22 protein-coding genes are annotated in these 22,222 nt (G+C 70.1%); 10 read left to right on the top strand and 12 right to left on the bottom strand.

The window, feature by feature from the left end; translation table 11 throughout:
- Positions 1 to 6 precede the first annotated feature (6 nt).
- The 3 genes from ICN82_RS06790 to ICN82_RS06780 all read right to left on the bottom strand — a co-directional run bounded on the left by ICN82_RS06790 (position 7) and on the right by ICN82_RS06780 (position 4,149).
- Positions 7 to 1,239: a URC4/urg3 family protein gene (locus tag ICN82_RS06790; protein ID WP_226898326.1), complete on the bottom strand. Its 1,233-nt coding sequence runs from the start codon at positions 1,237 to 1,239 to the stop codon at positions 7 to 9.
- Positions 1,226 to 2,473 carry a GTP cyclohydrolase II gene (locus tag ICN82_RS06785; RefSeq protein WP_193181040.1) on the bottom strand — a complete coding sequence of 416 codons (1,248 nt, stop codon included), beginning with the start codon at positions 2,471 to 2,473 and terminating at the stop codon, positions 1,226 to 1,228. The genes ICN82_RS06790 and ICN82_RS06785 overlap by 14 nt, the downstream gene beginning before the upstream one ends.
- Positions 2,474 to 2,754: 281 nt before the next feature.
- Positions 2,755 to 4,149: an FAD-binding oxidoreductase gene (locus ICN82_RS06780; RefSeq protein WP_193181038.1), complete on the bottom strand. Its 1,395-nt coding sequence runs from the start codon at positions 4,147 to 4,149 to the stop codon at positions 2,755 to 2,757.
- A gap of 140 nt (positions 4,150 to 4,289) precedes the next feature.
- Between ICN82_RS06780 and gph the strand changes: the two genes are divergently transcribed.
- Positions 4,290 to 4,961 carry a phosphoglycolate phosphatase gene (gene gph / locus ICN82_RS06775; RefSeq protein ID WP_193181029.1) on the top strand — a complete coding sequence of 224 codons (672 nt, stop codon included), beginning with the start codon at positions 4,290 to 4,292 and terminating at the stop codon, positions 4,959 to 4,961.
- Between the two features lie 21 nt (positions 4,962 to 4,982).
- Here the strand turns inward: gph and ICN82_RS06770 are convergent, their stop codons facing one another.
- The 3 genes from ICN82_RS06770 to ICN82_RS06760 form a co-directional block, all read right to left on the bottom strand.
- The gene (locus ICN82_RS06770) at positions 4,983 to 5,960 is read right to left on the bottom strand and encodes a glutathione S-transferase family protein (RefSeq protein ID WP_193181020.1); all 978 of its coding nucleotides are present in this window, start codon (positions 5,958 to 5,960) and stop codon (positions 4,983 to 4,985) included.
- A gap of 91 nt (positions 5,961 to 6,051) precedes the next feature.
- Positions 6,052 to 6,738: an EI24 domain-containing protein gene (locus ICN82_RS06765; protein WP_193181018.1), complete on the bottom strand. Its 687-nt coding sequence runs from the start codon at positions 6,736 to 6,738 to the stop codon at positions 6,052 to 6,054.
- Positions 6,735 to 7,313: a nitroreductase family protein gene (locus ICN82_RS06760; protein ID WP_193181016.1), complete on the bottom strand. Its 579-nt coding sequence runs from the start codon at positions 7,311 to 7,313 to the stop codon at positions 6,735 to 6,737. The genes ICN82_RS06765 and ICN82_RS06760 overlap by 4 nt, the downstream gene beginning before the upstream one ends.
- Before the next feature lie 123 nt (positions 7,314 to 7,436).
- On the opposite strand from ICN82_RS06760, the gene ICN82_RS06755 reads away from it, so the two are divergent.
- Positions 7,437 to 7,664 (top strand): DUF167 domain-containing protein, encoded by a 228-nt coding sequence (locus tag ICN82_RS06755; RefSeq protein ID WP_226898325.1) that lies wholly within the window; start codon positions 7,437 to 7,439, stop codon positions 7,662 to 7,664.
- Positions 7,665 to 7,668: 4 nt separating this feature from the next.
- Here the strand turns inward: ICN82_RS06755 and ICN82_RS06750 are convergent, their stop codons facing one another.
- Positions 7,669 to 7,911, bottom strand: coding sequence for a hypothetical protein (locus ICN82_RS06750; RefSeq protein ID WP_193181012.1), 243 nt, complete (start codon positions 7,909 to 7,911; stop codon positions 7,669 to 7,671).
- A 144-nt stretch (positions 7,912 to 8,055) separates the two neighbouring features.
- Here ICN82_RS06750 and ICN82_RS06745 point away from each other — a divergent pair, with 144 nt between their 5' ends.
- Together ICN82_RS06745 and ICN82_RS06740 are read left to right on the top strand one after the other, a co-directional pair.
- On the top strand, positions 8,056 to 8,811 hold the full coding sequence (locus ICN82_RS06745; RefSeq protein ID WP_226898324.1) for a M48 family metallopeptidase: 756 nt from the start codon (positions 8,056 to 8,058) through the stop codon (positions 8,809 to 8,811).
- Positions 8,812 to 8,918: 107 nt separating this feature from the next.
- The gene (locus ICN82_RS06740; protein ID WP_193181010.1) at positions 8,919 to 9,443 is read left to right on the top strand and encodes a hypothetical protein; all 525 of its coding nucleotides are present in this window, start codon (positions 8,919 to 8,921) and stop codon (positions 9,441 to 9,443) included.
- Positions 9,444 to 9,458: 15 nt separating this feature from the next.
- Here ICN82_RS06740 and rimO read toward each other — a convergent pair whose 3' ends face one another.
- Together rimO and ICN82_RS06730 are read right to left on the bottom strand one after the other, a co-directional pair.
- Positions 9,459 to 10,832, bottom strand: coding sequence for a 30S ribosomal protein S12 methylthiotransferase RimO (gene rimO / locus ICN82_RS06735; RefSeq protein WP_193181008.1), 1,374 nt, complete (start codon positions 10,830 to 10,832; stop codon positions 9,459 to 9,461).
- A gap of 360 nt (positions 10,833 to 11,192) precedes the next feature.
- Entirely contained in the window at positions 11,193 to 11,798 is a 606-nt protein-coding gene (locus ICN82_RS06730) for a GcrA family cell cycle regulator (RefSeq protein WP_193181006.1), read from the bottom strand.
- 153 nt (positions 11,799 to 11,951) lie between these two features.
- Between ICN82_RS06730 and ICN82_RS06725 the strand changes: the two genes are divergently transcribed.
- The 3 genes from ICN82_RS06725 (at position 11,952) to argF (ending at position 15,108) form a co-directional block, all read left to right on the top strand.
- The gene (locus ICN82_RS06725; protein ID WP_226898323.1) at positions 11,952 to 12,755 is read left to right on the top strand and encodes an ABC transporter permease; all 804 of its coding nucleotides are present in this window, start codon (positions 11,952 to 11,954) and stop codon (positions 12,753 to 12,755) included.
- A 226-nt stretch (positions 12,756 to 12,981) separates the two neighbouring features.
- Positions 12,982 to 14,169: an aspartate aminotransferase family protein gene (locus tag ICN82_RS06720; RefSeq protein ID WP_193181004.1), complete on the top strand. Its 1,188-nt coding sequence runs from the start codon at positions 12,982 to 12,984 to the stop codon at positions 14,167 to 14,169.
- Positions 14,170 to 14,181: 12 nt separating this feature from the next.
- A complete protein-coding gene (argF, locus tag ICN82_RS06715; protein ID WP_193181002.1) occupies positions 14,182 to 15,108 on the top strand; it encodes an ornithine carbamoyltransferase in 927 nt (308 codons plus the stop codon).
- 18 nt (positions 15,109 to 15,126) lie between these two features.
- Here argF and hrpB read toward each other — a convergent pair whose 3' ends face one another.
- Positions 15,127 to 17,586, bottom strand: coding sequence for an ATP-dependent helicase HrpB (hrpB, locus tag ICN82_RS06710; protein WP_193181000.1), 2,460 nt, complete (start codon positions 17,584 to 17,586; stop codon positions 15,127 to 15,129).
- Positions 17,587 to 17,588: 2 nt separating this feature from the next.
- Positions 17,589 to 18,299 (bottom strand): DUF3108 domain-containing protein, encoded by a 711-nt coding sequence (locus ICN82_RS06705; protein ID WP_193180998.1) that lies wholly within the window; start codon positions 18,297 to 18,299, stop codon positions 17,589 to 17,591.
- Between the two features lie 105 nt (positions 18,300 to 18,404).
- Between ICN82_RS06705 and meaB the strand changes: the two genes are divergently transcribed.
- Both meaB and ICN82_RS06695 read left to right on the top strand, forming a co-directional pair.
- Positions 18,405 to 19,382, top strand: coding sequence for a methylmalonyl Co-A mutase-associated GTPase MeaB (meaB, locus tag ICN82_RS06700; protein ID WP_193180995.1), 978 nt, complete (start codon positions 18,405 to 18,407; stop codon positions 19,380 to 19,382).
- A 129-nt stretch (positions 19,383 to 19,511) separates the two neighbouring features.
- Positions 19,512 to 20,342 carry an SHOCT domain-containing protein gene (locus ICN82_RS06695; RefSeq protein WP_193180993.1) on the top strand — a complete coding sequence of 277 codons (831 nt, stop codon included), beginning with the start codon at positions 19,512 to 19,514 and terminating at the stop codon, positions 20,340 to 20,342.
- Between the two features lie 29 nt (positions 20,343 to 20,371).
- On the opposite strand, the gene ubiG is transcribed toward ICN82_RS06695, so the two are convergent.
- A complete protein-coding gene (gene ubiG / locus ICN82_RS06690) occupies positions 20,372 to 21,115 on the bottom strand; it encodes a bifunctional 2-polyprenyl-6-hydroxyphenol methylase/3-demethylubiquinol 3-O-methyltransferase UbiG (RefSeq protein WP_193180991.1) in 744 nt (247 codons plus the stop codon).
- Positions 21,116 to 21,180: 65 nt separating this feature from the next.
- On the opposite strand from ubiG, the gene pip reads away from it, so the two are divergent.
- Complete coding sequence (pip, locus tag ICN82_RS06685; protein WP_193180989.1) at positions 21,181 to 22,173, top strand: prolyl aminopeptidase; 993 nt, start codon at positions 21,181 to 21,183, stop codon at positions 22,171 to 22,173.
- Positions 22,174 to 22,222 lie beyond the last annotated feature (49 nt).

The following is a 22,222-nucleotide window of genomic DNA, read 5'->3' as shown; positions in this document are numbered from 1 at the left end:
GGAAACTCAGAAAACGGTGCCTGTGGAGACCAGGCTGATGGGCGGCGTGCCGCCGGGACGCTTGCGCCGGGCCAGCCTGCGCCCGGTGGCCCAGGTGCCGCCTTCGAGAACCGAGGCCAGCGGCAGCTGCTCGGCGGAAAGCTTCAGCTTGCGGCGCACCAGATCGGCCACCTTGTCCAGAAGGATGACGGTCAGCGCGCGCCATTCGACGACCAGCGCGCTTCCGGGGGCCTGCGGCACGGCCGCCTCGCGGGGGTGACGCAGCGCGATCACCCCGGCATCCAGGAACAGCCCGCCATTGCGGTACTCGGCCAGCCCGGTGAGCCGGTCCAGCCCGGTGACGGCGATGCCCGCGCGCTGCATCGGCTCGATCAGGGAATAGGCCAGCCACTGGCTGAGCTTGTGGAAGGGGACCAGCCCCGGCGCCGGGGCCTGCGGATGCGCCCAGCAATCGCCCAGCGGGACGCCGCCCAGGCTGGGCCGGTCGCTGCCCCAGATCGGCGCGAGGCTGGAGAGGATGACGTCGAGGATGGCCTGCGCCTCCAGCCCGTCCTCCCCCGCCAGCCCGGCGAGGTGGTCGGCGACATGGCCCAGCCGCGGCGCATCGCCGAAGATCGCGGGCTGTGCCTCGACCGCCTGCCCCAGCGCCGCGATCAGCGAGGCGCGGCCCTCCAGGCCCTCCAGCGGGTTGTCCTCGGTCACCTGGAACCCGGCGGCCAGCTTCTCGGCCGAGAAGCGCGCCAGCGTGGCGGCGGTCGTGCCCGGCCCGCGCCCGTCGCCGAAGGCGCCTGCCATGAACATGTCGAGCGAGGCCAGCGCCAGCCCCTCGGAGCGGGCATATTCCGCGCCGGTATCGGGGTCGCGATAAGTCCAGAGCGGTCCGGCCCCGGCATCGAGCAGCACCGAGACGATGGCCAGTTCGCATTCCAGCCGCGCGCGTTCCTGCGGCGCGACATCCAGGCCCGCGGCGTGTTCCTCCCAGCGGTCGCGCCGGTCCAGCACGAAATGCCGCCAGCGCGAATGCGGCGGCACGGCCAGGTCGGGATAGGTTTCGCGGATCGTCGCCACGACCTCGTCGGCGGCGGTTTCCAGCATCTCGGGATGAAGCGTGAAATGCTTCAGCTTCCCCGCGAGCCCCAGATCGTAGATCGCGCCGCATTGCGCCCGGATCGCCTCCGGGCTGAGCAGCCATTCGGCAGTGGCGGCCGCATCGGCCTCGGCCAGGTCAGTAGTCGTCAAGCCCGCGCCCCTTGGTCTGTGTCAGGTCCGACGGTTTGGACACCGTCTCGTCCGTGTAGTACCCGGCGGCCTTCTTGGCGTCCATCTCCACCTGCGCATCGCCGGGGATCAGCTCGTCGGGGATCGGGATCCGCTCGCCCACGGTGATGCCCGCCTCGGCCAGGGCGTTGTACTTCATGTCCGACATCGACACGAAACGGTCGATATGGGTGATCCCCAGCCAGTGGAACACGTCGGGCATCAGCGACTGGAACCGCATGTCCTGCACGCCGGCCACGCATTCGGTCTTCTCGAAATAGGCCGCCGCCGTATCGCCCGCGGGGTTCCTCTTGCGCGCGTTGTAGACGAGGAATTTCGTCACCTCGCCAAGGGCGCGGCCTTCCTTGCGGTTATAGACGATCAGCCCGGCGCCGCCCTCCTGGGCCTCCTTCACGCATTCCTCGATCCCGTGGGTGAGGTAGGGGCGGCAGGTGCAGATGTCCGAGCCGAACACGTCCGAACCGTTGCATTCGTCATGCACCCGGCAGGCCAGCCGCTTGGTCCTGTCCCACATGGCCGCCGGATCGCCGAAGATGTAGAGCGTGATCGAGCCGATCGGCGGCAGGAACACCTTCAGGTCGGACCGCGTGACCAGTTCCGGGAACATGCCGCCGGTATATTCGAACAGCGCGCGGCGCAGGCTGACCTCGCTGACCTGCAGGCGGCGGGCGAGGCCGGGCAGGTACCAGACCGGCTCGATGGCGATCTTGGTGACGCTGGCCTCGCCGGTTTCCGTCAGGATCTCGCCGTCCGGAACCAGCCGCCCGGAGGCGATGGCCTCCTTGAACTCGGGCAGCATGATGCGGGCCTTGGTGATGGCGATGGTGGGCTGGATCGGGCGGCCCGCGGCGATGTCGGCGCCGAAGGCATCGGCGACGATATGGCCGTAGGGGTCCATCGACACGATCCGGTCCTCGCCCTCCCATTGCGGGAAGGGGCCGATATCGACCGAGGGGCGGGTATGGGTCAGGTCGGGGCGGTGCACCGATTTCAGCTGGCCGGTGGCGATGGCCAGGGCGCGATAGACGCCGTAGCTGCCCGAATGCGTGCCGATGACGTTGCGCTGGCCGCCCGACATGCCGCCGATCACCGGGCCGCGCGCCTGCGCGCCGGGGGCGCCCCAGCGGATCTCCGGCGGCTTGCGGCTGCCCGTCGGCGGGTGGGAAGTCAGCACGATATGCCTGGTCTCGGACATTGGGGCACTCCAGCACGAATTGCAGAACCCGATGTAAGACCCGCCGCCCCCATCCGGTCAAGGACGGCGCGCGGCCGGGGACGCGAAACCGGTCGGAACCCTGCCGGATCGGCCGGGAATCCCGCCGGGGGACGGCATGCGGGGGGGCGGAAGCTGCGGCGCGGGCCGTTGGCAAGGCCTTGCCCATGAAAGATTTTTCAGGGCACCGCGGCGCGTGTTTCCCGTGCCGCGGAAAAATTTGACCATTTGGTCAAATTTTAGGCCGCGGCGTCCGGGGCGGCTCAGAATGCGAAGATCTTGCCCGGGTTCATGATGTTCAGCGGATCCACCCCCTGTTTCACCGCGCGCATCATCGCCAGGGCGCCGGGGCCCAGCTCGCGTTCCAGATAGGCCATCTTGCCCTGCCCGATGCCGTGTTCGCCGGTGCAGGTGCCGCCATGGGAAATGGCCAGCCCGTTCAGCCAGGAGACATAGGTTTCGGCCCGGGCGCGCCCCGCGGCATCGGCGGGATCGACGAAGACCAGCGTGTGGAAATTGCCGTCGCCGACATGGCCGATATTGGTGCCGACCAGATCCAGATCGTCCAGCTTCGCGCGGGCGGCGGTGACGCAGGCGGCCAGCTGCGAGACCGGCACGCAGACATCGGTGGAGAAGCCGACCCGCCCGGGATAGAGCGCCAGCGCGGACAGGTAGAATTCGTGCCGCGCGCGCCACAGGCGGCTGCGTTCGTCGGGGTCGCTGCTCCAGGCGACATGGGTCGCGCCGTTGTCGCGGGCCAGCTCGGCGAAGGTCTCGGTCTGCTCGGCCAGGCTGCCGGGCGAGCCGTGGAATTCAAGCAGCAGCAGCGCCGCCGCGGGCAGGCCGATGCCGTGGCTGCGATTGACATAGCCCACCGCCGCCTCGTCGAGGAATTCCATCCGCGCCACCGGCAGCCCCATCTGGATCACCTCCTGCGCGGTCTGGCAGGCGGTGGCGATATCGGCAAAGCTGGCAATCGCGCCCGAGACTGCCTCGGGCTGGGGCGCCAGGCGCAGCGTCAGTTCGGTGATGATCCCCAGCGTTCCCTCGGCACCGACCATCAGCCCGGTCAGGTCATAGCCGGCGGAGGATTTCCGCGCCCGCGCCGCGCTCTGCATCATCTCGCCCGAGGGCAGCACCGCCTTCAGCGACAGCACCCGGTCGCGCATCGTGCCGTAGCGGACCGCGGTGGTGCCCGAAGCCCGGGTGGAGGCCATGCCCCCCAGCGAGGCATTCGCCCCGGGATCGACCGGGAAGAACAGCCCCGTCGCGCGCAGCTCGGTATTCAGCGCCTCGCGGGTCACGCCCGGCTCCACGGTCGCGTCCATGTCCTCGGGGCGGATCTCCAGAACCCGGTCCATGCCCGAGACATCGACCGAAATGCCGCCCAGCGGCGCGTTGACATGGCCCTCCAGCGAAGTGCCGGTGCCGAAGGGGATCACCGGCGCGCCATGGGCCGCGCAGATCCGGACGATCTCCTGCACCTCGGCGGCCGATTGCGCGAAGGCAACGGCGTCGGGATGCTGGTTTTCCAGCCAGGTCGTGGTATGACCGTGCTGCTCGCGCAGGCTCCTGCCGGTTGCCAGCCTCGGTCCAAGCCGGTCCGCAAGCAGGCTGACCGCCGCCTCGATCCCCGTCGCGTTGCGCTGCGCTGCCATGGTGCATTCCTTCGTCTGCCTTGCGGGCGTCGCATACGCCAAAGGCGGGTTTTCCGCCAGTGCCCGGGCCTGCGACCGGTCCCCATCTTGCGTCCGGCCCGCAAAGCCGCCATCTGGCCCCCATCGCAAAGGAGAGCCCAATGTCCAGTGCAGCCGTCCTGTTCGATCTTGACGGAACCCTCATCGACAGCGCGCCCGACCTGCATGCCGCCGCCGCGCGGATGCTGGAAGCGGAGGGGCAGGCGCCGCTGCCCTTCGAGATCATCCGCAGCTTCATCGGCAATGGCGTGCCCAAGCTGGTCGAGCGGATCATCGGCGTCGCCGGGCTGGACATGGCGGAGCATCCGCGGCTGGTCTCTGCCTTCATGGCCGAATACGACGCGCATTCGACGGATCTGACCCGGCCCTATCCGGGCGTGGCCGATGCGCTGGCGCGGTTCCGCACCATGGGCTACGGGCTGGGCGTGGTGACCAACAAGCCGGAGGCCTCGGCGCGCAACGTGCTGGCGGCGCTGAGGCTGGCGGAGTTCTTCCCGGTGGTGATCGGCGGCGACAGCCTGCCCGAGCGCAAGCCCGATCCCTCGGGCGTGCTGACGGCGATGGAACAGCTGGGCGCCTCGGCCACGGTCTATGTCGGCGACAGCGAGGTCGATTCGGAAACCGCCGGGCGGGCCGATCTGCCCTTCCTGCTGTTCACCGAGGGCTATCGCAAGTCGCCGGTCTTCCAGATCCCCCACCAGCTGGTCTTCGACCGGTTCGACGGGCTGCCCGCCCTGGTGGAGCCGCTGGTCTCCACGCAGCGCCTGGTCTGAGACCGGACCGGCCTGCGGGGCTCAGCCGCCCCGCCCATGCGGGGCGTCCAGGTCGATCTCGGGGCCGACCGAGAGGATGCGGTGCGGATTCACCGTCTCGTGGCTGATGTAGTAGTGGCGCCGGGTATGGTCCATGTTGACGGTCCCGGCGATCCCGGGCCACTGGTAGAGTTCGCGCGTGTAGCCCCACAGGTTCGGATAGTCGGCGATCCGGCGGCGGTCGCATTTGAAATGCCCGTGATAGACCGGATCGAAGCGCAGCAGCGTGGTGAAAAGCCGCCAGTCGGCCTCGGTCACGCGGTCCCCGGCCAGGTAGCGGCGGGCGGAGAGGCGATCCTCCAGCCAGTCGAGCGTCTCGAAGAGCGGCCCGACCGCCTCGTCATAGGCGGATTGCGTGGTGGCGAAGCCGCATTTGTACACCCCGTTATTGACCGTGTGGTAGATGCGGTCGTTCAGCGCGTCGATCTCCTCGCGCAGGTCTTCGGGATAGTAGTCGCCCGGGGTCGCCCCGACCCCGTCGAAGGCGCTGTTGAACATGCGGATGATCTCGGCGCTTTCATTCGAGACGACGGTGCCGCGCGCCTTGTCCCACAGGGTCGGGACGGTCACGCGGCCGGTATAGCCGGGATCGGCCTTGAGGTAGATCTGGTACAGGTAGTCGAGCCCGAACAGGTCGTCGCCCGGGATGCCGTCGCCCGGATCCTCGAAGCTCCAGCCGTGATCGCCCATGTACCAGTTGACGAAAGAGACGGAGATCATCTCCTCCAGCCCTTTCAGCGCGCGGAAGATCAGCGCGCGATGCGCCCAGGGACAGGCATAGGCGACATAGAGGTGATAGCGCCCGGGCTCCGCGCGGAACCCGTCCGTGCCCGAGGGGCCGGCCGATCCGTCGGCGGTGATCCAGTTGCGGAACTGGGATTTCGACCGCTCGAACTTGCCGCCGGTCTTGTCGGTATCGTACCACTGGTCCTTCCAGACCCCGTCCACCAGCAAGCCCATCGCGCGTTCCTTTCCTTGTGTTCCGGGACACAAGATGGAGGATTCGCGCGACGGGTCCAGTCAGCCAGGCGCACAGGGGCTGTGCGCGCGCTCAGCTGCGCGCCAGCCGGTGGTAGAAATGGGTGAAGGCCGCCGCGCCGATGATCGGCACCAGCAGGTTCACCAGCGGCACGGTCAGCGGGATCGCCATCAACGCGCCCAGGATCCAGATGCTGGCGAAATGCTTGCGGCGCAGCTCCTTCGCGCCCTTGGCGCCCAGCCGCCGCATCGCGACCAGCTGGAAATATTCCCGCCCCAGCAGGAAGCCGTTCAGCCCCCAGAAGATCAGCGGCGCGAAGGGAGCCAGGAAGATATACAGCGCGAAGGCCGCGATATTGGCCAGGATCATCACGCCGAGGAAGCTGAACGTGTCGGCCAGCGTCTCGGTGAAGGGGGTGGGGCGGACATCCGGCAGATGCGGATAGTGCCGGTCCTCCACCGCGTCGGCGACCTGGTCGAGGAACATGCCGGTGAAGGCCGAGGCGACCGGCACCATGAGGAAGCTCGACAGCACCATCGCCCCCAGGACCGAGGCGCCCGAGGCGATGTCGTTGATCCAGCCGACCTGGCCGATCCAGGGCAGCGTGACGGTGTCCGGCACGATCCAGGCGACCAGCCAGGCGGTGACGACGTAGAAGGCCAGCAGGAGGCCGATCGTGATGCCCAGCCCCAGCAGCAGCACCTTGCGGAACCGCGGGTCGCCGATCTGTCCCAGCGCCCGGGAAATGTCGCGGATCATGCCCGCACCCAGGTGGTGATGGCATTGATGTCGGGGCGCGGCCGGTCCGCCGGCTGCGTGCTCTCGGTCCCGATATGGATGAGCCCGGCAATGGCTTCCTGCGGCTCGAGCGCGAAGGCCTCGGCGCAGAATTGCGGATCGTGGCTGGCCCAGCCGGACAGCCAGTTCGCCCCCCAGCCCGCGGCAAGCGCGGCATTCAGCAGCGACAGGCAGACGGCGCCCGCGGTATATTGCTGTTCGACCCGGGGAACCTTGGGGCTCTCCCTTGGCGAGAAGACCACCGCCACCGCCAGGTTGCCGCCCGCATAGACGGCGCGCTGCTTGGCGATCTCCTCCGGGCTGCGGCCCAGCCTTTCGCCCGCCGGGGCGATCAGCTCCGCGATGCGCGCCAGGGCCGCGCGCTCCAGCACGATGAAGCGGAACGGCTCCAGCGCGCCGTGATCGGGGCTGCGCGCCGCCGCGCTCAGCAGCGGTCCCAGCGCGTCGCTGTCCGGGACCGGGGCGGTCAGGGTCTTGGCCGGACGCGAACGCCGGGTGAGGAGGAAGTCGAGAACATCGGGGCGGGCGGCGGTCACATCGGATCTCCTTCGGTGGATGGGCCCTAGGTCGGCGCTTTGCCCCCCGGGGTCAAGGGCGGGGCGGTCGCGGCCCTGTCCGCGGGGCTTGCGCCGGGCCTGCGCAGCGGGCAGATGCGGGGCATGCAACCGGGCGACACCATCACCGTGACGGTCACGCCGCGCGCCTCGCGCGGGCGGATCGTCGAGGATGGCGGGCGGCTTCGTGTCTATGTCACCGAAGCGCCCGAGAAGGGCAGGGCGACGGAGGCGGCGCGCAAGGCGCTTGCCGCGCATCTGGGCCTGCCGAAAACCGCGCTGGACCTGGTGCGCGGCGCCGCGTCGCGGGAAAAGACCTTCCGGCGGGTCTGACCCGTCAGGCGCCGGCCTTGCGGACGATGCGATACATGCCTTCGGGCAGATCCAGCGCGGCACGCAGGTCGGCCACCTGCGCCATCGACAGCGTGACCAGGTTCTCCTGCCGCCGCACCGGATCGTACTGGGCGATGGTCACGCAGTCGTCCAGCGCGCTGACGATCACGTCCTCCTGAAGATGCGTGCCGCCCTCGTCGACCAGCGTGACCACCGTGGCGTCGAATTCGTGTTCGATCGTGAACATGGGAAACCTCCACTTGCCTGCAGCAAGGCTAGCACGTCCGGGGCCGGGGGCCAGTGCGGCGGATGCAGCGGGCGCGCCACGGCGCCGCTTGCCTGTGCCGCGCGGCCTCGCTAGGTAATGGTCTGGCGCGCTGAGGAGGCCAGCATGATGCTCGCGATCACGGTGCCGGGACGCCCGGCCGCTCTGTCGATACTGCTATCCGTGGTGCTGGCCGCCTCAGGCTGCACCGTGGCCGTGGCGCCGCAGGGATCGCAGACGCAGACGGCGGCCCGGCCGGTGATCTCGGGGACGCCGCAGAAGGCCCCCGCCGACAAGAACTTCGCGACCATCGTCGCCCGGGTGGAGCCGGTGGCGGAACAGGTCTGCCGCGCGACGCCGCCCGCCCGCAACTGCGATTTCCGCATCGAGCTGGACCGCGACCCGTCCAAGCCCGCCAATGCCTACCAGACCCAGCTGGCCAACGGCCAGCCTCTGCTCGTCGTCAACCAGACGCTGCTGAACGATCTGCGCAATGCCGACGAGGTGGCTTTCGTGCTGTCGCACGAGGCGGCGCATCACATTTCCGACCATATCGCGCGTCAGCAGAGCACCACCGAGGCGGCGGCCATCGCGGCGGGGCTTGCCGCGGCGGCGCTGGGGGGGACGTCCTCCACCATCGCCTCGGCGCAGGAGCTGGGCGCCTTCACCGGGTCGCGGGCCTATTCCAAGAATTACGAGCTGGAGGCCGACAGCCTGGGCGCGCAGATCGCCTATCACGCGGGCTACGACCCGGTGGACGGGGTCGCCTATTTCTCCCGCGCGCGCGATCCGGGCGACCAGTTCCTGGGGACGCACCCGCCGAATGGCGACCGCATCCGGGTGGTGCAGCAGACGATGGCGCGCCTGACCCGCGGCCAGTAGCAGCCCGCCGGGCGCCCGCGTTTGCCCGGCAGCTTGCCGGAAATTGACATATTCCCGGGATTGTGGAACCCTTCCGCAAGACTTTCGGTGCTTTCATGAATATGACTTTGGCAGATTTCCTGGCGTTCGGCGCGATGCTTGCCGCCTCGGTGGCGGTGGTGGACCAGTTGTCCGCTGCGCGGATCTCCGCGGCGGAGACCCGGCTGGTCGCGGAATTCGAGAAGGCTGCCGGGGATATGCGCCGGACGGTGTCCTGCGCGCTGGAGATCCGCAGTTCCTCGATGCTGGCGGCGGTTCTGCAGGCGGCCGACGGGCCGGAGGCGATGCAGGTCAGCCTGGCCAACATGCCGACGGACGGAACGATCTTTCCCGCCTTCCAGGAACTCGCCCGTGCGGAGGGGGACCGGGCCAATATCGTCGATTACGGGCGGACGGCCCATGGGCGCATCACCTTCGATGAATTGCAGCAGCCGGCCGCGATGGAACTGGCGGAGATGATCCATCGCGCTCCGATGGCCGAACGCCAGACGGTGGAGGTGCGCCTGCGCTTCGAGCCTGTCCGCCAGAATTACGCCGCGCGCCTGGAACTGGTCGCGGCGCAGCTCTCGCCCGATTGCGCCGATCGGGACTGAGCGCGCCGGGACCGGTCAGGCCAGCCGTCCCCAGAGGTCGTATTCCCCGGCCTCGTCCACCTCGACCGTCACTATGTCGCCGGGCTTCAGCGCCTCGAACCCCTCGTCGATGAACAGGTTGCCGTCGATTTCCGGCGCATCGGCCATGGTGCGGCAGGTCGCTCCCTCGGCATCGACCTCGTCGACGATGACCTGCAGCTGCTTGCCGACCCTGGCCTCCAGCTTCGCCTCGGAGATCGCCTGGGCCTTCTCCATGAACCGGTCCCAGCGCTCCTGCTTGACCTCGGCCGGGACATGGTCGGGCAGATCATTGGCGCGGGCGCCCGCGACATTCTCGTACTGGAAGCAGCCGACCCGGTCGAGCTGCGCCTCGTCCATCCAGTCCAGCAGGTGCTGGAACTCGGCCTCGGTCTCGCCGGGATAGCCGACGATGAAAGTCGAGCGCAGCACCAGATCGGGCACGGCAGCGCGCCAGGCGGCGATTTCCTCCAGCGTGCGCGAGGCGGCGGCCGGACGCGCCATGCGGCGCAGCGTGTCGGGATGGGCGTGCTGGAAGGGGATGTCGAGATAGGGCAGGATCCCCGACCCGGTCGCGGCGGCCTCCATCATCGGCACCAATTCGCGCACATGCGGATAGGGATAGACGTAATGCAGCCGCACCCAGGCGCCCAGCCTGCCCAGATCGCGCGCCAGGTCGAGGATCGGCGCCTTGGACGGGCGGTCGGCCCAGTCCGTGCCATAGGCGGAGGTGTCCTGACTGATCACCAGCAATTCGCGCACGCCCGCCTCGACCAGCTTCTCGGCCTCGCGCATCACCGCCCTGTGGGGGCGCGAGGCCAGACGGCCGCGCATGTCGGGGATGATGCAGAACTTGCACTTGTGGTTGCAGCCCTCGGATATCTTCAGATAGCTGTAATGCCGCGGCGTCAGGGACACGCCGGAGGCGGGCAGCAGGTCGATGAACGGGTCCGGCGCGGGCGGCACGGCGCCATGGACGGCATCCAGAACCTGTTCGTATTGATGCGGGCCCGTCACGGCCAGCACCTTGGGATGCGCGCCGGTGATGTAGTCGGGTTCGGCACCGAGACAGCCGGTGACGATCACCTTGCCGTTCTCGCGCAGCGCCTCGCCGATCGCCTCCAGGCTCTCGGCCTTGGCGCTGTCGAGAAAGCCGCAGGTATTGACGATCACCGCCTCCGCGCCGTGGTAATCGGGCGAGATCGCGTAGCCCTCGGCGCGCAGCCGGGTCAGGATGCGTTCGCTGTCGACCAGCGCCTTGGGGCAGCCGAGGGAGACCATGCCGATGGTCGGCTGGCCGGGGCGGGCGGGAGCGTCGAAGCGGCCTTTCGGCGCAAGATCCGGGCGGAGGCTGGGAGGATTCTGGGACATGGAGCCGCACATAGAGGATCCGGCCTGCCGCGGGAAGAGGTTCCGCGCGCGGCGCGGATCCGACCGCCGTCACCGGGGCTGGCGCGAAACAGGAGGCCCCGGCTTTCGCCGGGGCGGGACGGCGCCGCATGGCCCGCGGCGCGGCAGGATGCCGGGAGGAGAGCCCCGCGCCCGGCGCGATGACGGGCCGACGGGCCGCGACCGGCAAGAACGGACGCCGCGTCCGGCGCAGGCGCAGGCGCGGGATGCCGGGGCCGGGCCCGGGGATGTCCGCTGCGGGTTCTGCACCGGTTGTCTGTCCGCGGGACTTGTCGCGCCCCCGGCAATCGCGCTGCCCGGTGCCAGGGCACCGGGTCCGGCTCAGCGGCGGCGGTCGCGGCGCGAGGACATGGGCTGGAAGGCGACGCCGACATGGGCCTCGCAATAGGGCTTGCCGGCCTGGACCGGGTGGCCGCAGAACCAGAAGTCATCGGTTGCGGGATCGCCGATCGGCCATTTGCAGGTCCGCTCGGTCAGTTCCATCAGGGTCAGGCGCCGCGCCTTCATTTCGGCCTCGCGCTGGGTGGCCAGCGCCTCGGGGCTGACCTCGTTGGCCGAGGGCTGCGGCGGCAGCGGCTGGCCGGCGGGGACGATCGGCTTGCGCGCGGCGGGGACGGGGATCTTGACCGAGGTGACGGTCTCGCGGGGTTTCGGCGCTTCCATCTCGATCTCGGGTTCCGCCACGGGCGCGGCGGCTTTGGGTGCTTCCATTTTCGGTGCCTCGGTGAGCGGGGCTTCGGCCGGTTTCGGCTCGGGCTTGGGCGGGGCGCCCGCACCGCCGGTGCGGTTGGACAATCCCAGCCGGTGGACCTTGCCGATCACCGCGTTGCGGGTCACGCCGCCCAGGGCCTTGGCGATCTGGCTGGCGCTCTGGCCTTCCGACCACATCTTCTTCAACAGCTCGACGCGTTCTTCGGTCCAGGACATCCGTGGTTCCACTTCTGGTTCAGCGACGGCCGGAGCGGCTCCGGCCCGGTCCGGCGGCGGCGCGCCGGAAGCCCCTATCATATCGTTTCGATGGCGGGTATCAACCCGCGCGACGGATCAAGGCCGCGCCACTATCTAAGGGAGACAGGCCCCATGGACAATAGCCGCCGCATGGGAACCCGCCGCTTCGGCCGGGTCAACTGGCTGGGAATGACCACCCTTGCCGAGCGCGAGACCCGCCGCTTCATGGCGGTCTGGTCGCAGACCGTGATGGCCCCGCTGATCACCGCCGTGCTGTTCCTCGCCGTCTTCGGGCTGGCGCTGGGAACGCGGCGCGGCGAGGTGATGGGCCTGCCCTTCCTCAGCTTCATCGCGCCGGGCATCCTGATGATGTCGGTGATCCAGAACGCCTTTGCCAACACCTCCTCCTCGATCCTCGTGGCCAAGGTGCAGGGCAATATCGTCGACACGCTGATGCCGCCCCTCTCGGCGGGCGAGATGCTGGCGGGCTATCTGGCCGGGGCGCTGGCGCGGGGGCTTCTGGTGTCGCTGCCGGTGCTGGCGCTGATGATGCTGTATCTGGGCACCGGGCTGGCGCATCCGCTGTGGCTGGCGCTGGTGCTGGTCGTGGGATCGGCGCTGATGGGCTGCCTGGGCATCATCGGCGCGATCTATGCGGAGAAATTCGACCAGATGTCGGTGATCTCCAATTTCGTGATCACGCCGCTGACCTTCCTGTCGGGGACCTTCTATTCCATCGAGGTTCTGCCGCCGGCGATGCAGGCGCTGTGCCATGTCAACCCGATCTTCTACCTGATCGACGGGGCGCGCTACGCGATCCTGGGCGTGTCCGACAGTTCGCCCTGGCTGGGGATGGGGGTCTGCCTCGCGGTGGCCGGCGCGCTGGCGGCGCTGAGCTGGCACTGGCTGCGCAGCGGCCACCGGTTGAAGCCCTGACGGGGCACCGGCGCGGAAAACGCTGGATCGGCGGGAAAATCCGGTATATGGCCCGCGCCATGACCGGATCGGCCCCCCTCCTGCGCCCCAGGCGCCGAAGCCTGCGCGCCAGCGCCTGATCCGACCTGTCCGCGATGCAGGGCAAAACGTCCCCGCATCCCCCTCTCCCATTGACAGACATACCGCCCTCGGGCACGCCTTGGGCTTCCTGAAGAGGACCACGACCATGATCCCGTCCGTTCTGCCGACCTATTCGCGGCTGCCATTGTCCTTCGTCTCGGGCGAAGGCTCCTGGCTGGTGGAGGCGGACGGGCGCCGATTCCTGGACATGGGCGCCGGGATCGCGGTGAATGCGCTGGGACATGCCGCGCCGGAACTGGTCGCGGCCCTGACCGCGCAGGCCGCGAAGCTGTGGCATGTCTCCAACCTCTACACCATTCCCGAACAGCAGCAGCTGGCCGACAAGCTGGTGGAGCTGACCTTTGCCGATACGGTGTTCTTCACCAATTCCGGCACGGAGGCGGCGGAACTGGCGATCAAGATGGCGCGCAAGTACCATGACGAGGCGGGCGCGCCGCGCGCGCAGATCGTGGCGCTGCAGGGCGCGTTCCACGGCCGCTCCACCGGCGCCATCGCGATGGCGGGCGGCGACAAGATGGTCAAGGGCTTCGGCCCGCTGATGCCGGGCTTCGTCCATGTGCCCTTCGGCGAGGACGAGGCGCTGCTGGCGGCCGTCACCGAGGATACCGCGGCGGTGATCGTCGAGCCGATCCAGGGCGAGGGCGGGATCCGCGCGATCCCCGATGCCACGCTGAAGGCGCTGCGGGCGCGCTGCGACAAGGTCGGCGCGCTGCTGATCTTCGACGAGGTGCAATGCGGCATGGGCCGGACCGGCCGCCTCTTCGCGCATGAACATGCAGGCGTCACCCCCGACATCATGATGTCCGCCAAGGGCATCGGCGGCGGCTTCCCGCTGGGCGCGGTTCTGGCCACCGAAGAGGCGGCGCAGGGCATGAAGGCGGGCACCCACGGATCCACCTATGGCGGCAACCCGCTGGGCTGCGCCGTGGGGCTGAAGGTGACCGGGATCGTCTCGGACCCGGCCTTCCTGGCCGAGGTGAACCGCAAGGCCGGGCTGCTGCGGCAGTCGCTCGAAGGCCTGGTCGCGTCGCATCCGGCCATCTTCGAGACGGTGCGCGGGACGGGGCTGATGATCGGGCTGAAATGCCGGGTGGCCCCGGCCGATCTGGTGGCGGCGGCCCAGGCCGAGGGCCTGCTGACCGTGCCCGCCGCCGATAACGTGGTGCGGCTGCTGCCCGCGCTGAACATTCCCGACGAGGATATTGCAGAGGCGGTGGCGCGGCTGGACCGGGCCGCCTGCGCGCTGGCACAGAAGCCCGCCGAAAGCGCCTGAGGTTTGGTAACGATGAAACACTTCCTGGACATCCACAAGACGTCTGCCGAGGACCTGCGGTCGATGATCGACCAGGCGGCGGCGATGAAATCGGCCCGCCGCGGCCTGCCGCGCGGCACGGCCGATGCCGAGCATCCGCTGGAGGGGTGCATGGTCGCGCTGATCTTCGAGAAGCCGTCGACGCGGACCCGCGTCTCCTTCGACATGGGCGTGCGGCAGATGGGCGGGCAGACGATGGTGCTGACCGGGTCCGAGATGCAGCTGGGCCATGGCGAGAGCATCGCCGACACCGCCCGCGTGCTCAGCCGCTATGTCGACCTGATCATGATCCGCACCTTCGGCGAGGAGACGTTGCTGGAACTGGCCGAGCATGCCACCGTGCCGGTGATCAACGGGCTGACGAACCGCAGCCATCCCTGCCAGATCATGGCCGACATCCTGACCTTCGAGGAACATCGCGGACCGATCGCGGGCAAGAAGGTGGTCTGGACCGGCGACGGCAACAATGTCTGCGCCTCCTTCATCCATGCCGCGGGGCAGTTCGGCTTCGATTTCGTCTTTGCCGGCCCCGAGTCGCTGGACCCGGATGCCGAATATGTCGCGGCGGCCCGGGCGGCGGGCGCAAACATCACCATCGAGCGCGACCCGGCGAAGGCCGTCGAGGGCGCCGACCTGGTCGTGGCCGATACCTGGGTGTCGATGCATGACGCGCCCGAGACCCGGGAGCGGCGGCACAATCTGCTGGCCGCCTACCAGGTCAACGGCGCGCTGATGGCCGCGGCCGGGAAGGAGGCGCTGTTCATGCATTGCCTGCCCGCGCATCGCGGCGAGGAAGTCACCGACGAGGTGATGGACGGGCCGCAATCGGTGATCTTCGACGAGGCCGAGAACCGCATGCATGCCCAGAAGGCCGTCATGCGCTGGTGCCTGGGGCTCTGAGCCCCGCCGGGGGCGGCGCTAGCTGCCCCTGGGCTTGGCCCGCAGCGTCGGGTCGGCCGCGGTCGGATCCTCGGGCCAGGGATGGCGCGGATAGCGGCCGCGCATGTCCTTGCGGACATCGGCATAGGAACTGGTCCAGAATCCCGGCAGGTCCATCGTCGTCTGCACCGGCCGTCCGGCAGGCGACAGAAGCGTGACCCGCAGCGGCCGCCCGCCGACCATCGGGTGCCGTGTCTCGCCGAACATTTCCTGCAGGCGCAGCGTGATCTCGGGGGCCTCGGCGCCGTAATCGATGGCGATGCGGCGTCCCAGCGGCGTGGTGTAATGCGGCGGCGCGAACCGGTCGAGCGCCTGCGCCTCGTCCCAGCCCAGCCGCGCGGCCAGCGCCGGGCCGGGGTCCAGCGCCTTGAGATCGGCAGCCGAGCGGGCCCGGCCCAGATAGGGCAGCAGCCAGTCCTCCGCCTCGGCGAGCAGGGCATCCTCGGAAGGGTCGGGCAGGCCGGGCATCTCGTTGCGGGCCAGCGCCAGCCGCGCGCGCAGCAGGTCGAAGGCGGCGGAGGGTTTCAGCGCCTGCAGCCCGAGGTCGCGCAGCCCCTCCAGCGCGGCCGCGGCGACGGCCTCCTCGGGCGCGTCCTTCCAGTGGCGGTCGGTCAGCACCAGCGCGCCGAAGCGTTCCTGCAGCCGCGCCTCGACGCGGCGGTCGCGCTTCGACCACTGGCAGACGGGGATCTCCGCGATGCGATCCGCGTAAAGCCCGCGCAGTTCGGCCTCGCCGAGCGCCGCGCCGAGGCGGAGCCTCGCTTCGCGGGCGTCCCCGTCCAGGTCCAGCGCCACGATCAGCCGCTGTCCGGCCAGCGGGTCGCCCGGATCCATCGCCGCGCCCTTGCCGCCGGACAGGAGCCAGCGGGGATCGTCGCCCTTGCGGCGCAGCCCGATCCGGTCGGGATAGGCCAGCGCCGCCATCTCCGCCGGGGACAGGGGAGGCGCCGCATCAGGTGCGGCGCGGGACAGGCGGCGGGCTTCCGCGCGGATGCGCTCCAGTCCCGCGCGGCTGGCGATCTCTCCATGTTCGGCGGCGAAGCGGCGGGGATCGCGCAGCGCCTCCAGCCGCAGCCGCAGGTCGGTCCCGGCGCCGCGCAGCGGGTCGCGATCGGCCAGGAGCGCCGCCAGATCCGCCGCCTGCCGCCCGGCCAGGGCCAGCATGTGCCCCAGCCGCGGATGCACCGGCAGCCGCGCCAGCGCGGCACCGTGATCGGTCAGCCGCCCGGCCGCATCCAGCGCGCCCAGATCGGCCAGAAGCGCCCGCGCCTCGGCCAGCGCGCCCTCGGGCGGCGGCGTCAGGAAGGCCAGGTCGCCGGGCTCCGCCCCCCATTGCGCCAGGTCCAGCGCCAGCCCGGTCAGATCGGCGGCGGCGATTTCCGGCGGCGGGAAGGCGGCCAGCCCGCCTTCCTCGCCCCGCGTCCAGGCGCGGTAGCAGATCCCCGGCGCAACCCGTCCGGCCCGCCCGCGGCGCTGTTCGGCCTCGGCGCGGGTGACGCGGTCGGTCACCAGCCGCGACATGCCGGAATTCGGATCGAACCGGGCCCGCCGCGCCAGCCCGGCATCCACCACGACGCGCACATCCTCGATGGTCAGCGATGTCTCGGCGATGGCGGTGGCCAGGACCACCTTGCGGCGGCCGGCGGGCGAGGGGGCGATCGCGGCGCGCTGCGCCTTCAGCTCCATCGCGCCGAAAAGCGGCCGGATATCGGCATCGGCGGGCAGGCGGCCCTTCAGCAGCCCCTCGGTGCGGCGGATCTCGCCCTCGCCGGGCAGGAAGACCAGGACGCCGCCCTCCGTTTCGCCCATGGCGCGGGCCACCAGGTCGGCGGTCACGGCCTCGATACGTTCGCGCGGGCCCTTCGGACGCTCCAGGTGCCGGGTCTCCACCGGGAAGGCGCGGCCCTCGGAGGTGACCATCGGCGCATCCTCGAGCAGCGCGGCGACCGGCGCGGCATCCAGCGTGGCGGACATGACGACGATCTGCAGGTCCTCGCGCAGCGCGCCGCGCACCTCCCAGGCCAGGGCCAGCCCCAGATCGGCCTGCAGCGAGCGTTCGTGGAATTCGTCGAAGATCACCAGCCCGATGCCGGGCAGGTCGGGATCGGCCTGGATCTGGCGGGTCAGGATGCCTTCGGTGACGACCTCGATGCGGGTCGCGCGGCTGACCCTGCTGTCGCCGCGGATGCGGTAGCCGACGGTCTGTCCGACCTCCTCGCCCAGGGTGGCGGCCATCCGCTCAGCGGCGGCGCGGGCGGCCAGGCGGCGGGGTTCCAGCATCAGGATGCGGCCCTCGACCAGCCCCGAGGCCAGGAGGTCCAGCGGCACGCGGGTGGTCTTGCCCGCGCCGGGCGGGGCCTGCAGCACGGCGCGGCCATGGGAGGCCAGGGCCGCGCGCAGCGCGGGCAGCGCGTCATCGATCGGCAGGGCAAGGGCCATGCTCAGCGCCGCACCATCCGCAGCGTGCCGAAGCTGGTGGGGATCGCCAGTTCGGTGACGCGCAGCGCCGCCCCCGCGGGGGCATAGGTCACGGAGAAGGGCCAGACCGGCTTCTCGGCCAGCTCCTTCTGCGAGAACCCGGCGACGCGGCGGTATTCGCCGCGGCAGGACAGCCCGCCATCGCCGGTGGCGGTGCCGCCGACCAGCCGCAGATCGGTGCGGCGGCGTCCGTCATACATCTCTATCCGCAGGTCGCAGGCCTGATCCGCGGGCCGGTCGCGCAGGATGGCGAAGGCGGCGGTCATCGGATCGACGGTTCCGCCCTGCGCCTCCGGCGGGGCGGCGTGTTTCGGCGGTTTCGACGGTGCGGGATCGCGCGACACCTGCGGCACCCCGTTGGCATAGCGGAAGGTCAGGGTCTCGGTGTCGCCGTCCTCGGAGGTGGTGGAGGAAAAGCTATCGGGGCGATAGTCGTTCCCCTCCGACCGGCCGCGCGCCGTGGCATCGATGGCGGCATCGACGAACAGCCCGGCCAGCCCGCCCGAGCGCACGGCGCCGGAGGCGGCATAGCGCCCGCCGCGCTCTTCTGCCGAATAGGCCAGCGTGCCCGCGGGCACGGGGCCCAGGCGCAGGTCGAAGGTCCCGGTTTCGGCCATGGCCGGACCGGCCAGAACCAGCGCCGCCAGTGTCGCGGTCCATCCCCTGCGCGTCATCGGCCCTGTCCTCCGCTCTTGCCATCCATCCCCGGCACAAGGCAGAAAACCGGGGGGATCGTCAACCGGCCCGGGGTGCCCGGGCAGATCAAGCGGAGCGCCGCCATGGACCTTTCCGATCTTGCCCGCCGCATCCGGGCGGGAGAGCGCCGGGGGCTGGCCCGGGCGATCACGTTGGTGGAAAGCGGCCGCGAGGATCACCGTGCCGCGGCGGTGGAGCTGATCGAGACCCTGGGCCGGGCGGGCCGCATGGCGCTGCGCATCGGCCTGTCGGGCACGCCGGGTGTCGGCAAGTCCACCTTCATCGAGGGGTTCGGCAAGATGCTGACCGCGCAGGGAAACCGGGTCGCCGTGCTGGCGGTCGATCCCTCCTCGGCGCGCTCCGGCGGGTCGATCCTGGGGGACAAGACCAGGATGGAGCGGCTGAGCCGCGACCCGCGCGCCTTCATCCGGCCCTCGCCGTCCCAGACGCATCTGGGCGGCGTGGCCCGGCGCACGCGCGAGGCGGTGGCGCTGTGCGAGGCGGCGGGGTTCGACATCGTGCTCATCGAGACGGTGGGCGTCGGCCAGTCCGAGACCATGGTCGCGGAAATGTGCGATCTCTTCGTGCTGCTGATGGCGCCTGCGGGGGGCGACGAGCTGCAGGGGGTCAAGCGCGGAATCATGGAGATCGCCGACCTGATCCTGGTGAACAAGGCCGATGGCGACCTGCTGCCCGCGGCGACGCGGACCTGCGCGGATTACGCCGGGGCGCTGCGGCTGCTGCGCAAGCGGCCGGAGGATCCGCCGGGCTTTCCCAAGGCGCTGACCGTCTCGGCGATTTCGGAAACCGGGCTGGAGGCGGCCTGGGAGGAGATGCAGGCGCTGGATCGCTGGCGCCGCGCGGCAGGGCACTGGCAGGCCCGCCGCGCCCGCCAGGCGCATCACTGGTTCCGCGAGGAGCTGCGCCACGGGCTGATGGCCCGGCTGGCGGCCGACCCGGCGCTGCGGCAGCTGGAAACCGAGCTGGGCGCGGCGGTGGCCGAGGGGCGGCGCACGGCCGCTTCGGCCGCGCGCGAGGTTCTGGCGGCGCTGGCCGGCTGAGGCGGGGCGGGTGCGGATCTGCCGCAGGCCGGGCGGCAGAGGCGGTTCCGGTATCGGCGCGTCCCGCGATATGCTAGGCCACGGGCTGATCCGCAGAACAGGAGCGCCGCCCGGGGCGGCGAGAGACGCATGGACCAACTTTCCCAGCATGGATCCGCGGTGATGGCGGACCTGTCGCGGCGCTACGGGCTGAGCCAGGACGCGGTGCGCGCGATGATGGACGCGGTCAGCCGCGGCGGCGGCACGATGGCCCAGTTCTCGGTGCCCGAGCTGGGCGGCATGGGGCAATGGTCCTCGGGCGGGATGACCATGGTCGGGGACATGTTCAATTCCAACCTGCAGGCGCTGGTGTCGAACCTGTGCGGCGAGATCTCGGCGGCCTGGTTCAATGGCAGCTTCTACCTGCCGCCGCCCGCACCCTCCTCCGGCGGACAGTGGCAGGGGCAGGGAACGGGACAGGGCGGTGTCTCGATGAGCTTCGGCGGCGGCGGCAGCTGGTGGCCGCCGGAACTGGGCAGCCCCTCCTCCTCCGGCAGCCAGAACAATCTCAGCTATGCGATCTTTCCCGACAGGGGCCGGCTGGCGGTCAATCTCGGCGGCCAGGTGACGGTCTACGACACGCTGGATCACCAGATCGGCGGCGTCGGCCAGCAGCAGTCGGGCGATGCCAGCTGGACCTTCACCAGCCAGTACGGGACGGTCTATCTCAACCAGCTGCCGGTGGTCTCGGGCCAGGGGCAGGCCGCGCAGGCGCCATCCTGGCAAAGCGCGCCGGAGGCCGGGCAGCCCGCGCCGCAGACCGCCCCCGAACCGGCGCCTGCCGCAGATCCCGCCGCGGCGCAGCCGGTACAGGGCGATGTCTTCGCCGCGCTGGAGAAACTGGGCCAGCTGCGGGACATGGGCGTGCTGACCGAGGCGGAATTCCAGGCCAAGAAGGCGGAGCTCCTGGCGCGGCTCTAGCCTGTCCGCCCGCGCCGCCGCCTGCGCGCTCAGCCCGCGCGGGCGGCGATGGCGTAGTTCACCGACAGGTCGCGTTCGGACAGCGACCAGCTCCAGCCCAGCGGATTGAAGACGAATCCGCGGCGGTCCACCGGCACCATCCCCGCGGTCTCGAGGAATCCCGACAGCTCGTCGGGGGTGATGAACTTCGCCCAGTCATGCGTGCCCTTCGGCAGCCAGCGCATGACATGCTCGGCCCCGATGATCGCCATCAGGTAGCTTTTCGGGTTGCGGTTCAGCGTCGAGACCACGGTCAGCCCGCCGGACTCCAGCAGCTGCGCGCAGACCGACAGGAAGGCCTGCGGATCGGCGACATGTTCCACCACCTCCATGGCCAGCACCACGTCGAACTTTTCCCCCGAGGCGGCGATCGCCTCGGCCGTCGTATGGCGGTAGTCGATCTCCAGCCCGGACTGCTCGGCATGGAGCTTGGCCACGGGGATGTTGCGCTCGGCGGCATCCGCGCCGGTCACGGTCGCGCCCAGCCGCGCCAGCGGTTCGCACAGGAGCCCGCCGCCGCAGCCGATATCGAGGATGCGCAGCCCCTCGAGCGCGCGGGGCCGGTTCAGGTCGCGGCCGAATTCCGCCGCGATCTGGCGGGTGACATAGCCCAGCCGACAGGGATTCATCATGTGCAGCGGCTTGAACTTGCCATGGGGATCCCACCATTCGGCGGCCATGGCCTCGAATTTCGCGATCTCCTGCGGATCGACGGACGATGACGCATCGCTCATGCCGCGCTCCCCTTTTTCTGTTGCGGTCTATGGCCGAGGCCCGAACACGCCTATATAGTCGCTCCATGGAGCAAGTCTCGGGACAAAAACGTACGGCGCACCAGTTTCTGTATCCTCCGGTCGATGCCTATGACCAGCGGATGATCGAGACCGGGGACGGCCACAGGATCTATGTCGAGCAATGCGGATCGCCCGAGGGCATTCCCGTGGTCGTGGTGCATGGCGGGCCGGGGGGCGGATGCAGCCCGGCGATGCGGCGCTATTTCGACCCCGCCGCCTATCGCGTCATCCTCTTCGACCAGCGCGGCTGCGGCCGCTCGCGTCCGCATGCCTCGGTGGAGAACAACACCACCTGGCATCTCGTGGCCGACATGGAGCGGATCCGCGAGGAACTGGGCGTGGATCGCTGGATCGTCTTCGGCGGCAGCTGGGGCGCGACCCTGTCGCTGGTCTATGCCATCACCCATCCCGAGCGGGCCGCCTATCTGGCGCTGCGCGGCGTCTTCCTGATGACGCCGCGCGAACTCGGCTGGTTCTATGGCGGCGGGGCGGGGCAGTTCTGGCCCGATGTCTGGGACCGCTTCGTGCGCCTGATCCCCGAGGAGGAGCGCGGCGACCTGATTGCCGCCTATCACCGGCGGCTGTTCAGCGGCGACACCATGGTCGAGATCCGCTATGCCCGCGCCTGGGCGGCCTGGGAAAACGCGCTGGCGTCGATCCAGAGCCAGGGCCTGCAGCATGACAGTCCCGCCGATTACGCCCGGGCCTTCTCGCGGCTGGAGAATCACTATTTCATCAATGGCGGGTTTCTCGGGTCGCCGGACTGGATCCTGGAAAATGCCGCGCGGATCGCGGATGTGCCCGGCACCATCGTGCAGGGGCGCTATGACATGATCTGCCCGCCGCAATCCGCCTGGGCATTGTCCCGGGCCTGGGCGCGCGCCGAGCTGAAGCTCGTGCCCAATGCCGGGCATGCGCTCAGCGAACCGGGCATCAGCGCGGAACTGGTGCGGATCACCAACGCGCTCCGGCGGGAGCGCGCGCGCCTGGGCCTGTGACGGCGGCGGGGCGCGGGCCCCGCCGATGAATCTCGCCCGGCACAACGCA

Source organism: Mangrovicoccus algicola, assembly GCF_014903745.1.
Taxonomy (GTDB): Bacteria; Pseudomonadota; Alphaproteobacteria; order Rhodobacterales; family Rhodobacteraceae; genus Mangrovicoccus; species Mangrovicoccus algicola.
Note: the sequence above shows the minus strand (reverse complement) of the source record. Positions and strands in the feature narration are given on the sequence as shown.